This is a genomic window from Roseibium algae, from assembly GCF_037783265.1.
Lineage (GTDB): Bacteria > Pseudomonadota > Alphaproteobacteria > Rhizobiales > Stappiaceae > Roseibium > Roseibium algae.
In genome coordinates, this window is record NZ_JBAKIA010000015.1 from 31,475 (window position 1) to 45,148 (window position 13,674).

Here is a 13,674-nt window from a genome sequence, read left to right on the forward strand (position 1 = left end):
TTCGGATCGACTTCTGAGGGGCCTGATGTGGGGTCGGTCAAACGAGGTCTCCATGGGGCTTTCCGCCCTCGTTGGCGTGATGGGCGCCATTATTTTGAATTTCGATTTGAAGGTCAGGCCGAGCGCCTGAACTGGCGTCTGGTTTACCGGGTGCAATATCCACGGCGCACTTGGAGCATTGATCTTCGATCCGCGCAAAAAACTCACCCGAGGCAACGCCAGCCTTTTGCAGCATGTCTAGGTTGAGATCGTAATGACAACAGCGGCCACGGGTGCTGCATGTCAGCAAACCAGTCTCTTTCAAGACCTGCAAATGTTGAGATACGGTCGATTGTGCGAGAGGCAGCGTGTTGACGATGTCACCGCAACAGGCACCTGGGCGCTGCGCGAGCGCTTCGATGATGGCAAGGCGAGCCGGGTGACCAAGTGCCCGGAAGATCCTCGCCAGACCTTCCCTTTCACCGGCCACCAATGCCGTAAGGGAAACATCATCGCAAGCCAGCACTGCCCCACCGGAACTGTCGCCGCAGCCCTCGTCTTCCATTTAGACCCCTCTCCGCATTGCCGATGCACAACCGTTGCGTCAGCAGTTCTCATCGTAGATATGCGATGAAAGCGGGTTTTAACAAGTCCAGTGTCGGGAAAAATCACGTTCATGACTGAAAGATAAGGGAAAACAAAAATGAACCGGCGTTTATAGCAAATCCGCCACGCGCAATAAAGCCGCGGCAAATCTGCTTGTGCTGGTTAAATTCAAGAGAGCAACACAGATTTACTGCGTCTTCTCATCCCAATTCAGATCACCTTCGGGCGTCAGGAACACCTGGCCTGGATAGATCAGATCCGGATTGCGGATCTGGCCTTTGTTGGCCTGATAGATGGTCGTGTAACGAACGCCATCACCATAAAGTCGACGCGAAATCCGCCAGAGGTTATCGCCCTTTCGGATAATGACATTCGGCAAGGGCTTGGCAACTTTCGCCACCGTGACCGCCCCATCTTCGTTTGTCTCACCAGCAGCAATAGCCCGAGTCAAAACGATGGCCTCTGCTTCTTTTTCAAAGGTGACTGCAGCCCGCCCGACGACCTGACCATCTTGACCGATCATATCAGCCCGAACCTCGACAGCTCCAGGAGCAAGTGCCATTGCGCCCTCAACCAACCAGCGATCATTGTCACCGACCGTCACCGTGCCCAGAGCAATATCTCCCAAATAAACCTGAACGCGCAGATCTGCATTGCCTGTCCCGGCGACATACACTTTGCCAAGCTCTGCCTCAACGGCATCGACAGTGACAACAAGCGCAAGCGGCTCGGGTTTGGCGGCAGGAGCAGTCTCTTGTTGTGCTGTCGCTACAGCCTGTGCTGGCTCTGCGGCTGCAACGGCCTGTTCTTCTGTGACGGCAGTGTCTGACTCTGAGGTCTGTGGCGCAGACAGCCCTTTTTCTGAAGATGGATCCTCTTCCAAATCGGCAGAAACAGGATCAGCGGCGGTTTCATCTAATGTTGTAATGCTCTGTGGTGATGAGGCTTCAGCTGCGGCTTTTGCATCCAATGAAGTCGCCAACGTTGTGGTCGCAGGCGTCTTGGGTGCAGCAGCCTCGGCTATTGGATCGGCAGCGGCCACAACAACTTCTTGCTCGTCAGCAGCATCAGGCACAGGAGCAATCATGGGCTCAGCAACCGCAGCTTTCTGAAGCACCGTTGAGGGGGCATCAGGGCTGCTCAACACAACGAGAGGCTGATCCTTGCCATCTTCGGGAATAGAAACCGTCAGGCGTTGACTGGATTCATGGGTTGCATTCCCATTGTCATCTTGCACCTGAAGACCGACATCATAGTCACCCGCATCCAATGGGCGATCCAGAATCATGGTCCACTCCCCCTTGGTGTTGGCGACCGTCTTACCGACAACTGAGCCATTTGCGACCAGAGCCACGATTGAACCTGGTTCCGCACGGCCTGCAACGACCGCATCGCCAGTAGGTTCGACGCCGACCACATCAAAACTCAAGGTCTCGCCGCTGGCCGGAGTATTATCAGCGACCTGGTCAGAAATGCTCTCGTCAGATGCAGACGCTGTCGTTGCTTCAGGCACATCACTGGCAACTGTCTGGGCTGCATCAGATTTCTGGGCAACATCGGGTTTCTTGCCAAGGTCAGCCACACTTGAAGCATCACTTGCAGGAGCATTGTCAGAAGCAGCAGTCGGTACAGTCTCCTGATCTGTATTTGGCGCAGTAGCCAGCTGGTCGCGGTCGGCGCCGATGTAAAAAATCCCAGTCACCACGGCGACGGATCCCACAATAGCAGCCAGAATAAGGGCCCGGATCAAAGCAAGTTGCGTCATCTATCTTCCCATCCGCGGCGCGAGAAACCCTGTCCCTCCCGTACCGTCAAGATCTTTTCCCACATGACCGAAGCATCAGGACAGCTTCAGACTTAGGTAAACTTCTACTAACGCCATGAATAGACGGCTTTTTGTATTGCGGCAAGAAATCCGCTGATGCGTTGCAGGACTTGATGCATTTCTGTTCATAACGAGGCAACGTCACGCTTGACGTCGTTGGCCACCAGTGCAAAACATTTTGAATGTCAAATTTTCAAAGCGTCTGTGTTTATTGCGGTTCCAGCTTCGGCACTGATCCGATCTATGAGGCCACGGCTGTCCGACTCGGCCAACTAATTGCTGGGGCAGGTCTGCGGCTCGTTTATGGCGGCGGCTCTGTCGGCTTGATGGGAACTGTCGCCAAGGCGGCCCTGGAGGAAGGCGGCCAAGTCACTGGAATTATACCGCATTTCCTTGAAAAACGCGAAGAAATGCTGTCAAGCGTGAACGATTTGATCGTCACCCAGGACATGCACGAACGCAAACAATTGATGTTTCAAAAATCAAATGCCTTCATCGCTCTTCCAGGCGGTATCGGCACATTGGAAGAAGCGGTTGAGATGATGACCTGGGCTCAATTGGGCCAGCACCGCAAACCTGTGCTTCTCGCAGACGTCAACGGCTTCTGGTCACCGCTGCTGGAATTGCTCAATCACATGCGATCTCAAGGCTTCATTCGCCCGGACACGGAAGTGCCTTATCTGGTCGCCAAACGAATCGACGATGCACTGCCAATGCTGGCAGATGCCATCAACGGCAACACAAACGCCCTGAGCCTGGACGGTGACCGTACGGCGACTGAAAACCTATAATTTATCCGGGCGGGCCTCGGCCTTTAACAGGAACAATCGCGGCGCGCGCCCTCGCTTCAAACAGCAACGGCTCGCGCGCTTTTCCATCTGCGCCAGGAATCGAAGCTGAAGATAGCCAGCGCGATCCAGATAATGACAAAAGTCATCAGCGTTGTTGGTTTCAATGGTTCGTTCCAGATGAAAACGGCCATGATGAAATGCAGAGAAGGCGCTATGTACTGCATGATCCCGATCAGGACCATCGGCAACCGGCGCGCACTGGCTGAAAACATGATCAAGGGCACTGCCGTTACGGCGCCGGTTCCAATCAGCGCCGCCAGAACAAGCGGCTGCTTAAGAACAAACGCGTCTGTCCCCCAGTGCAAACCAAGGAACAAATACCCTAGAGCTACCGGGAACAATAAAACCGTTTCAATGAACAGCCCCGGCGTTGCGCGCACGGGAATGACCTTGCGCATGTAGCCGTAACCGGCAAAAGAAAAGGCAAGAAACAGCGAGACCCAGGGCAAGCCGCCAGCCAAAACAGCCTGAAGAACCACGCCGGCAAAGGCCAGACCGATTGCAGCCCATTGCAGTGGGCTCAATTTCTCCCGAAAGACAACAAGGCCAACCAGAATGCTGACCAACGGGTTTATAAAATAGCCGAGAGAAACATCAAGCACATGACCCTGGCCGATTGCCCAGACGAACACCAGCCAGTTCAATGCGATCAGAGAGGCTGACATCCCCAGAAAGCCGACAAGCTTGGGCTGGCGCAAAATCTCGATCACCTCGCCAAAGCGGCGCATAACCAACAAAAACAGGCCGACCAGCAGCACTGACCAGACAATCCGGTGAGACACGACGAGATCGGGTGCCACTGTATCTGTCAATTTATAGTAGGCAGGCATGAAGCCCCAGAGACCATAGGCCCCCAACGCAAACAGCAGCCCTGTTTTCACGTCATTTGCGTCATTCTCTGGCGAATTGGCTGCGGACGCAGCACTCAGTGGGGAAGCCCCCACCGGCGGCGGTGTTGCCGGACCTGGACCCTGGCTCATGTTCATTGTCTTTCACGGCAAGCGTGTCAGACAGCTCCTGCCTTCAACAACGCATAATTGATGGAATCGACCAAGGCTTGAAACGAGGCATCGACGATGTTGCTGGACACACCGATTGTGAACCAGCGCCGATGGGTCGTCGTGTCGTGGCTCTCGATCAGAACCCGCGTCACCGCCCCAGTGCCGCCATTTAGAATACGCACCTTGTAGTCGATCAACTCCAGCCCGTCGATGGCCGTCTGATATTTTCCCAGATCCTTGCGCAGGGCCCTATCAAGAGCGTTGACCGGGCCGTTGCCCTCGGCAACCGACATGCGCTGCTCACCGTCGATGTCGAGCTTGACCACAGCTTCAGACATACTGACCAGATCGCCCACCGCATTGAACCGGCGCTCGACCATCACCCGGAACGAATTGACCTCAAAAAACCTGGGCACTTCACCCAGAGCCCGCCGCGCCAACAGTTCGAATGAAGCATCGGCTGCTTCATATGCATAGCCCTCAGCTTCCCTCTGCTTGACGTCTGCCAGCAAGCGATCAAGACGCGGATCAGTCTTCTCAACTTCAACGCCTAACCGAGCCAGCTCTCCCAGAAGGTTGCTTTTTCCTGCCTGATCCGACACCAGAACGCGCCGCCGGTTTCCAACAGTTTCGGGAGCAACATGCTCATAGGTTTGAGGATCCTTCAGGATCGCCGATGCATGAATACCAGCCTTGGTGGCAAAGGCCGTCTCGCCGACATAAGGCGCATGGCGATCCGGTGACCGGTTCAAGATCTCATCGAAGGCATGGGCGATAGACGTGATCTCGGTCAAGTGTTCCCTGGTGACAGCCAAGGCAAAACGGTCTGCATAAGAGGATTTCAACAGCAACGTGGGGATCAGGGTGATGAGGTTTGCATTGCCGCAGCGCTCGCCAATGCCGTTGAGCGTGCCCTGGATCTGACGCACCCCTGCATCAACCGCCGCCAGCGAATTAGCGATGGCGTGGCCCGTGTCATCATGAGTGTGGATGCCCAGATGATCACCGGGAACGACCGCCTGGACCTTGCCAACGATGCCTTTGATCTCATCAGGCAGCGTGCCGCCGTTGGTGTCACACAAGACGACCCAGCGCGCACCAGCATCATAAGCCGTCTTGGCGCAAGCAAGGGCATACTCCGGGTTGGCCTTGAAGCCATCGAAGAAATGCTCGCAGTCGATCATGGCTTCACGGCCGGTGGCGACTGCGGCCTTCACAGTTTCGGAAATGCCTTCCAGATTCTCTTCATTGGTGCAGCCAAGCGCGACCTTGACATGATAGTCCCAGGACTTGGCGACAAAGCAGTAAGCATCGACCTCTGCGGCCAGGATCTGCTGTAGACCCGGATCATTCGAGACAGAGCGCCCCGCCCGTTTGGTCATGCCAAAGGCCGTAAATTTCGCCTTTTGGGTACGCTTTTTGGAGAAGAACTCAGTGTCCGTCGGATTAGCGCCCGGATAGCCGCCTTCTGCGTAATCAACGCCAAGCCGATCCAGAAGCTCTGCAATGACGATCTTTTCATTGACCGAGAAATCAATACCGCTCGTCTGTGCGCCATCTCGCAGGGTGGTATCGAAGAGATAGAGACGTTCCTTGGTCATAGGTCTTTTGCCTGATTACCGCCCGAAGGCTTTCTTAAGTCGTGGTCTGTTCAAAGAAATAGATCAGCCGCTGATGCCAGCATATTGATCGGTGGCCCGGATGAGCTGGTCCAATATACCAGGCTCACTGAACACATGACCGGCGCCTTCGATCACATGATACGCCGCCATTGGCCAAGCCTTGTGCAGCTCATAGGCGATGCGCAACGGGCATGGCATATCGTAACGGCCATGAATGATCGTGCCTGGAATGTCGGCAAGCTTATGCGCATCTCGCAGCAGCTGCCCCTCTTCCAGCCAACCGGCGTGAACAAAAAAGTGGTTTTCGATCCGGGCAAAGGCATGTGCAAATTCATCTTCGCCGAAGTGCTGGGTGTTTTCTGCGCTCGGCAATAGGGTGATGGTTTCCCCTTCCCAGAGGCTCCAACTACGTGCAGCATCCACACGGACAGACTTGTTAGCATGAGTCAAAAGCTTCCTGTAAGCCCCCATCATGTCATGTCTTTCGGCTTCCGGGATCGGCGCTTGAAAACGCTCCCATTTCTCCGGGAACATCTCGGAGACCCCGAACTGATAGTACCAGTCGAGTTCTGACTTGGTCAGGGTATAAACGCCGCGCAGCACAAGTTCGCTAACCTGCTCAGGATGGGTTTCGGCATAAGCCAGCGCCAAGGTGGATCCCCATGAGCCGCCAAAGACCAGCCATTTGTCAACGCTAGCCATTTCGCGCAAGCGTTCAATATCAGCCACCAGATGCCAGGTGGTGTTCGCTTCAAGCCCAGCGTGGGGCAAAGAGCGGCCGCAGCCACGCTGGTCGAACAAGAGCACGTCATAATGATCCGGGTGGAACAAGCGACGGTGCACATCGCTAAATCCGCCGCCCGGCCCGCCATGCAAAAACACAGCAGGCTTCTTACCTGGCGTTCCCGAACGCTCCCAATAAATGGAATGCCCCTCCCCCACATCCAGCATACCGGATGCATAGGGTTCGATCTCGGGATAAAAGCCACGCAGTAAGGTCATTCGGACATGTCCTTTTGAGGCCAAATAGCCGTGTCGTGATCTGGATGTTGGTAGCTTTGAATGCCTGTTTCGACTGCCCCAGCACCTTCCTTTGGCATATCCGCCAGCCCTTCACACCAGGGCAACATGCTTTCTAACCCAAGCTGAACAACCGGCGGGGCCAAGCCAGGGTCATCCAGCGTTGTCACGGTCACGTCCGGATTTACGCCTTCAAATTCAAAGGTCAGCGGCGAGCCACACTGGTTGCAGAAGCCCCGCCGGACTTTATTGGAGCTTTGATAATAGGCCGGCTCACCGCGGGTGTATTCCAGTTCATAAACAGCCACCAAAGCTGCAAACGGCCCACCAAGCGCCTTCTGACACATCCGGCAATGGCAGATTGATGATCGGCCGAAGCTTGATATCCGGTAGCGCACTGCTCCACATTGGCACCCCCCAGTGTGTTTAGTCTGGGCGTCTGGCTCATTATCTGTCATTGAAGATTCCAATCACGAACACAGTTTGAACGTAGATGAGGCTAGCGCCAGATAGGCCGCGCGCCCTCATCGCCTCACTTCCCAACTGGTGACCCGCTTACCAGTCTCTGAGTCTTTTGAATCCATTAGCTGAATTCCTTCAGATACAAGTTCATCACGAATGCGGTCAGCTTCGGCCCAATTTTTAGCCTCAAAAAACGCAAGACGTTCATCGATGCGGGACTGGATCGACGCCAAATCACGGTCACCTGTATCGACAACGGCAGGAGCAACGCCAAGCAAAGCAGCCGTCGCTGAATAGACTGGAATCTTGGCAGGGTCACGAGCCGCCTCGCCTGCAAGCGCATGCAAAGCCTGAATGGCAGCAGCCGTGTTCAGATCATCCTTGAGAGCATCCAGAACTTCAGATGATGGCTCCGCATCGCTCGGCGTGACATCAGGCCATTTTGCCAGCAATCGCTCGGCCTCTTCCAGCCGCTTGACTGAGAAATCAATCGGTTCACGATAGTGGGTCATCAGCATGGCCAAACGCAGAACTTCACCCGGCCATTTGCGTCCGCCGAAATTCACAGTTGCCAGCAAATCATGGATGGTGACGAAATTACCCTCGGACTTGGACATCTTCCGCCCTTCGACCTGGACGAAGCCATTGTGAAGCCAGACGTTGGCCATCTTGTCCGTACCGTGTGCACAGCAGGATTGGGCAATCTCGTTTTCATGGTGCGGAAAGATCAAGTCCAGCCCTCCGCCGTGAATATCAAACACCTTGCCAAGATGATGCTCACTCATCACCGAACATTCAATATGCCAACCTGGACGCCCACGGCCCCATGGACTGTCCCAGCCCGGTTCGTCCTGCGAAGACAGCTTCCAAAGCACAAAGTCACCGGGGCTTTTCTTATGGTCCTCGACCGCGACGCGAGCACCGGCACGCTGCTCATCAAGATTGCGCTTGGCCAGTCCTCCATAGGCTGGCATGGAAGCTGTATCAAAGAGAACTTCACCGCCTGTTTCCGTCGCGGCCACATAGGCATGGCCCTTTTCGATGAGAGTTTGAATCATCGAAACCATGCCATCAATGTGCTGAGTCGCGCGCGGTTCGTGGGTCGGTTCCATGCAGCCAAGTGTCTCCACATCGGCATGGAACTGATTGGCCGTCTTTGTCGTCACCTTGGCAATGGCGTCGTTCAACGGCAAATCAGGATAATCGCGCAGGGCCCGTGCGTTGATCTTGTCATCAACATCCGTGATGTTCCGCACATAGGTGACGTAATCAGCGCCATAAAGATGCTGTAGAAGACGATATAGAACGTCAAAGACGATAACCGGACGGGCATTGCCGATATGGGCGAAGTCGTAAACCGTCGGCCCGCAGACATACAAGCGCACGTTCTCATCGGAAATCGGAACAAAGTCCTCCTTCTGACGTGTCAACGTGTTGGTGAGCTTCAAGCCTTTGAAAGTGCCGTTCTGCTCAACGGTTTCACTTGTCTTTGGGGCGCTCATGACAAAAAATCTCCTGACCGGTAGGCCGGGCGATCCGTCTCAAAGTGCGTTTTGCATAGAGGGAACGGCCACAGCCAGCGGTTTCGCTAGCTGCAAATAATGGTGTTCGAAATGATGTTCAACTTGGCCGTCATCATGATGTCTTTCTGACGGCTTTAGACCAAGGGGTCAAGCCTGCCTTGATTACAATCATACAAACGCGGCCATCAGGAGCTGATTTATCACACTAACACCCCATACTCTCTGGACAGCCGGAGCGCATTAGGTACCCTTACGGCACAAGATTCGGCCTGATAGGCAAACCTTTTGAATTCGTCGAAAATGTCCAATTGGGGGGACATTATTATGATCTGGACTTTCTCGCCGACGCGCAAATTGAACCAGCTTGTTTGCGCCTTCGCTTTTGCAAGCCTTGCCGCGATCGGAATTGCTTCAGCACAAAGCACAGATGCATCGGCAGCTCAGGCACAGCCATCAACGACACTGTCAGCAGAAGCGGCAACGCCCATTGCGCGGGCAATAGAAGCAGACCTGACCAAGCGCCAAACAGATGAACGTATCATCAATTTCTACAGGGAACACGGGTACACGCCTGTCTGGCTTGACGAAAATGGTCTATCAGAGCACGGTCGTCTTACCCTTGCAGCCTTTGCGGATTCAAATGCCCACGCACTGAACCCTGAGAATTACGCGCCGCTGCAATTCGCCGAACGCGCAGAAGCCGCGCAAACCGAAGAAGACTGGGTCTCTCTTGAGCTGGACCTGGCAGATCAGTTCGTCCGCTATGCCACACACTTGTCGTCTGGCCGGGTCCAGCCGAACGACGTCAACAAGGCTCTGAACATCTTTCCTCATGTTCCGGATCCTGGAATGCTTTTGGAACAGGTTGCAGCTGCATCAGATTTCAGCGTATTCCTTGAAACCCTTTCCCCAAACACCGAGAATTACGCCCGGCTGAAGCTGCGCCTCGCACAATACCGGGACAAGGCAGCTTTGGGTGAGTTCACGGTGATCCCGGACGGTGAAGTCCTCAAACCCGGCATGGAAGATACGCGTATAGCCCTGCTGCGCCAACGCTTGGCTGAAGAGGACTACATGCTGGCCACAGACCATAGCGGCGATCTTTATGACGGCACACTTGTTGAGGCGGTGAAGACATTTCAGGAGAACCATGGGCTCGGCGTTGACGGGGTAATCGGCCAGCACACCCTTGAAGCGATTAATGTGCCGATCCAACAGAGGCTGATCCAGATGGAGCTCAACATGGAGCGTCGTCGCTGGATGCCGGATTTCCTGGGCGACACTTATGTCTTCGTCAATCTGGCAGATCAGAACCTGAAAGTGGTGCGCAATGGCAAGACCTGGCACACAGCAAAGGTCGTTGTCGGCAAGCCATACCACGCAACGCCGGTCTTTTCAGACGAGATGACCTACATCGAGATCAATCCGTATTGGAACGTGCCCTACTCTATCGCCACGAAAGAATATCTTCCTAAGCTGCGCAAGAACCCCAACGCCCTTTCCGGCAAAGGCATTCGCGTCTTCAGCGGAGAACAGGAAGTGACACCGACGCAAGTTGCCTGGAACTCCTACTCGGGCGGCAAGTTCCCCTTCAAGCTGAGGCAGGATCCGGGGCCCAAGAATGCCTTGGGGCGAATCAAGTTCATGTTCCCCAACTCATTCAACATCTACATTCACGATACGCCCTCCAAGACTCTCTTCACGCAAGCGCAGCGTGATTTTAGCCATGGCTGTATCCGGGTTGCAGATCCATTTGCCCTGGGCGATGTCCTACTGACGGATCAGGGCTATGACCGGGCCAAACTGGAAGCGCTTCGCGATGCGGGCGCGCGCAAGGTGGTCAAACTGGCCACGCCGATCCCCGTCCACCTGACTTATCTCACAGCGTGGATGAACAAGGACGGCTCAACCAACTTCCGAAGCGATATTTATGACCGCGACAAGGTCCTTTTGAAGGCACTGGCGCAGGCGATGACTGAAAATCTATAGATAAATCAACTGCCTTCGATCCATTAAAGACCCTGAACGCGACCTGAACGGACCGCTCAGAAGCGGTTCAAGGCTGCGCCTCTATGGTTCCTGCATCATCCCTTGGGAACATCAGGAGCAGGTCATGTTAAATCGTTTGTTTGCAGTCGCTTTTATCGCCGCCGTCGTTGGTGCTCCATTCGCCGGTCTGATTGGCATGGTTGATGCGGCCTCGCCGTTCTCCTCCGCCAACCAGCAGAAGAGCATGTGCCTGATATCCGGCGTTGGGTGCGCCTCTGGTCACGTCATGATCCCAGCCATGGGCCGGATGTAATCAATCTGTAAATCTGTCCCGGAATAGCTTGCAGCTGGTTATTTTTCTTGTCATATTTTTTGAATGGATCATCAAGCTCTTGAACACAAGGCAGAAGACGCAGCGAATTTCTTGAAGATGCTGTCCTCTGCTCCAAGACTATTCCTCTTGTGCCAGATGTTCGACCGCGAATGCAGCGTCGGAGAGCTGGCCGAGAAAACCGGCATACGCATGCCAACGGTTTCCCAGCAACTGTCGTTGCTCAGATCACAAGGTCTCGTTGAGACACGCCGTGAAGGCACGACCATCTATTACCGTATGGTCAGCACTGCTGCTCAGGAGATCATGGGCGTTCTCTACAAACACTTCTGCGCCCAGACATCCGATAAGGTTGCAGCTGATGTTCCTGCTCCATGCAACAGCTCAGCCATTCCCGACTGAACCATTTGGGCTTTGGTCGGCAGATCAGTCCTCCAGAAAATCGCCACAACGCGGCGGGAGTTGATCACCCCAAGGCATCAACGGAACTGTTGATGTCGAATTCTTCGGGCTGCCTTCAACCAATTTGTCTGAATAAACAAGATAGACAAGGACGTTACGCTTGGCATCGCAACCTCTCACGATCCGCATCTTCTTGAACATGAACGAACGGCGCTGGCGGAACATTTCCTCGCCTTGCTCGATTTTTTCCTTGATCGTCACAGGCCCCACCTGACGGCAAGCAAGCGATATATCAGAAACTTCTTCAGCAACACCGATCCAGCCCGAAATCCCGCCCTTTTCCGGTACAGTGAAGTGACAGGCAACTCCATCGACAACCGGATCGTCAATGGCATAGGTCGCCAATTTATGGTCCGGGGACAGCAATTTCCAAACGGTTGATTTCTTGAAAATCAAATCCGGCTCATCTGCCGCTGATGCCCCAACAGGCGCAAGAGCCAGCGCCAACATCAAGGCATAAAGAGCAAGAACTGAAAAGCGCATTTGGACACCACCGTTTGTTGATCAAGTCCTCATCATGTGGGACCTGATCATGGTGATGTCCAGACGCTCATGCCAAATCAGGCCGTTTCCGACTCACGAACAGCCTTTGTTTCGCTGGCCTGTCCAGCATCATCGAGATCGTCTGGATTTTCATCGTCACTTAGGACAATTTTGTCTTCGCTCAATTCCATGTCGCTTACGGGACCCAGCGGCAAGTCGTCAGCCAAGTCATCGGCTTGCACATCGTCTGAGATCTCAACTAACGCCTCCACCTCAGGCTCTTTTTCCGGAGACACCGCAAGGCCGCGTAATGCATCCCAGAGGTCGCGATCACGCTCACTAGTCCAGATTTGCGGGATTTCAAGGCCATGCGCCTCGTCATAGGCCCGGGCAACGTTGAACGGCAGACAGTGCTCATGAATAGAGAAATCAGAGAACAACGGATCCATGACCTCTTTCACAGTCTGGAAAGTCTCCTTGATGCCCATGCCCTCAGCAACGCAATCAGCAGCCGTCTCACGCAGTAGGTCAAGAAACTGGCCGGTCTGCTCAATCGCTTCGGCGACACTCTGCTCACCGAGCAAGGCATCGCCACGACCCGGCATCAAGGCCTTGGGCCGAAAAGCCCCAATCCGGTTCAAGGCGCGTGGCCAATCCCCCAAATGAGCATCACCACAGTAACATGCTGAGCGGTTTTCAACGAGATCACCCGCATACATCACTCCAGCATCGGGCACCCATACGACAACATCGCCCATGGTGTGTCCACGTCCCAGATGCATGATCCGTACATCACGTTGTCCCAGATTGACGGACATGGACGATGCAAAGCTCATGGTCGGCCAGGTCAGCCCCGGTATGCTTTCGGCATCCTGAAACAAACGCGGGAAACGGGCGTATTGAGATTTCCAGTCCGCCTCGCCGCGTTCCTCGATCAGGCGACGGGTCAGATCCGAGGCAATGATTTCGCTAGCACCATAAGCACTGGCCCCCAGAACACGAACAGCGTGATAGTGGGTCAAGACGAGGTGCTTGATTGGCTTGTCAGTGACGGACCGAATTTTCTCGATCACTTTCTCGGCCATGACCGGCGTCGCCTGAGCATCAACGACGAGAACGCTCCGCTCACCGATAACCACACCGGTGTTCGGGTCGCCTTCAGCAGTGAAGGCATAGCAGCCTGCGCCAATCTCGGTGAAGCTCACCTTTTTGTCTTCGGTATCGCCAACGGATGCAAATTTATTGCTCATGGCTCAACTTATCCTTACCCGGCTCTGCGGAAATTCTCTTCCGTCATTGAGCTAATGGTCCGGGCCAGTTTCTTCCAGCCTCTGGAATTCTCGTGGAGAAAGTGACTAAAATCACTTCCTCGCCCATTTATTCTCAATACGGTCTCAGGTCGGGCAGTCGATTCGCAAATTTTTATAGGTAATGCATGCAAGTAAATCATTCTTTTCAACAGATTGATGGCGCAGACAAATAAAATACAAGATATTTCTGCCAATAAGGCAATGATCACG

Annotated in this window: 12 protein-coding genes and 1 pseudogene; 4 read left to right on the plus strand and 9 right to left on the minus strand. The window is 54.3% G+C overall.

The window, feature by feature from the left end:
• Nucleotides 1–37: 37 nt before the first annotated feature.
• On the minus strand, nt 38–544 hold the full coding sequence (locus V6575_RS18370; protein WP_340276404.1) for an ArsR/SmtB family transcription factor: 507 nt from the start codon (nt 542–544) through the stop codon (nt 38–40).
• Nucleotides 545–772: 228 nt separating this feature from the next.
• Nucleotides 773–2,350: a LysM peptidoglycan-binding domain-containing protein gene (locus V6575_RS18375; protein ID WP_340276406.1), complete on the minus strand. Its 1,578-nt coding sequence runs from the start codon at nt 2,348–2,350 to the stop codon at nt 773–775.
• 242 nt (nt 2,351–2,592) lie between these two features.
• Between V6575_RS18375 and V6575_RS18380 the strand changes: the two genes are divergently transcribed.
• Nucleotides 2,593–3,201, plus strand: a complete 609-nt coding sequence (locus V6575_RS18380; protein WP_340276408.1) for an LOG family protein — start codon at nt 2,593–2,595, stop codon at nt 3,199–3,201.
• Between the two features lie 56 nt (nt 3,202–3,257).
• Here V6575_RS18380 and rarD read toward each other — a convergent pair whose 3' ends face one another.
• The 5 genes from rarD to cysS all read right to left on the minus strand — a co-directional run bounded on the left by rarD (nt 3,258) and on the right by cysS (nt 8,868).
• Nucleotides 3,258–4,241, minus strand: a complete 984-nt coding sequence (gene rarD, locus V6575_RS18385) for an EamA family transporter RarD (protein ID WP_340276410.1) — start codon at nt 4,239–4,241, stop codon at nt 3,258–3,260.
• A gap of 26 nt (nt 4,242–4,267) precedes the next feature.
• Nucleotides 4,268–5,863: a citramalate synthase gene (gene cimA, locus V6575_RS18390; RefSeq protein ID WP_340276411.1), complete on the minus strand. Its 1,596-nt coding sequence runs from the start codon at nt 5,861–5,863 to the stop codon at nt 4,268–4,270.
• A gap of 63 nt (nt 5,864–5,926) precedes the next feature.
• The gene (pip, locus tag V6575_RS18395) at nt 5,927–6,886 is read right to left on the minus strand and encodes a prolyl aminopeptidase (RefSeq protein WP_340276413.1); all 960 of its coding nucleotides are present in this window, start codon (nt 6,884–6,886) and stop codon (nt 5,927–5,929) included.
• Complete coding sequence (locus V6575_RS18400; RefSeq protein ID WP_340276414.1) at nt 6,883–7,362, minus strand: GFA family protein; 480 nt, start codon at nt 7,360–7,362, stop codon at nt 6,883–6,885. Before V6575_RS18400 ends, pip begins: the two co-directional genes overlap by 4 nt.
• A gap of 66 nt (nt 7,363–7,428) precedes the next feature.
• A complete protein-coding gene (gene cysS, locus V6575_RS18405; RefSeq protein WP_340276415.1) occupies nt 7,429–8,868 on the minus strand; it encodes a cysteine--tRNA ligase in 1,440 nt (479 codons plus the stop codon).
• Between the two features lie 345 nt (nt 8,869–9,213).
• On the opposite strand from cysS, the gene V6575_RS18410 reads away from it, so the two are divergent.
• The 3 genes from V6575_RS18410 to V6575_RS18420 all read left to right on the plus strand — a co-directional run bounded on the left by V6575_RS18410 (nt 9,214) and on the right by V6575_RS18420 (nt 11,611).
• Entirely contained in the window at nt 9,214–10,878 is a 1,665-nt protein-coding gene (locus tag V6575_RS18410; protein ID WP_340276416.1) for a L,D-transpeptidase family protein, read from the plus strand.
• Nucleotides 10,879–11,002: 124 nt separating this feature from the next.
• Nucleotides 11,003–11,191: a sugar transporter gene (locus V6575_RS18415; RefSeq protein ID WP_340276418.1), complete on the plus strand. Its 189-nt coding sequence runs from the start codon at nt 11,003–11,005 to the stop codon at nt 11,189–11,191.
• A gap of 63 nt (nt 11,192–11,254) precedes the next feature.
• Entirely contained in the window at nt 11,255–11,611 is a 357-nt protein-coding gene (locus V6575_RS18420) for an ArsR/SmtB family transcription factor (RefSeq protein ID WP_340276420.1), read from the plus strand.
• Nucleotides 11,612–11,635: 24 nt separating this feature from the next.
• Here the strand turns inward: V6575_RS18420 and V6575_RS18425 are convergent, their stop codons facing one another.
• A complete protein-coding gene (locus V6575_RS18425; RefSeq protein WP_340276422.1) occupies nt 11,636–12,154 on the minus strand; it encodes a CreA family protein in 519 nt (172 codons plus the stop codon).
• Nucleotides 12,155–12,456: 302 nt separating this feature from the next.
• Nucleotides 12,457–13,404: pseudogene (locus tag V6575_RS18430) on the minus strand (MBL fold metallo-hydrolase); the annotation flags it as partial.
• Between the last annotated feature and the right edge of the window lie 270 nt (nt 13,405–13,674).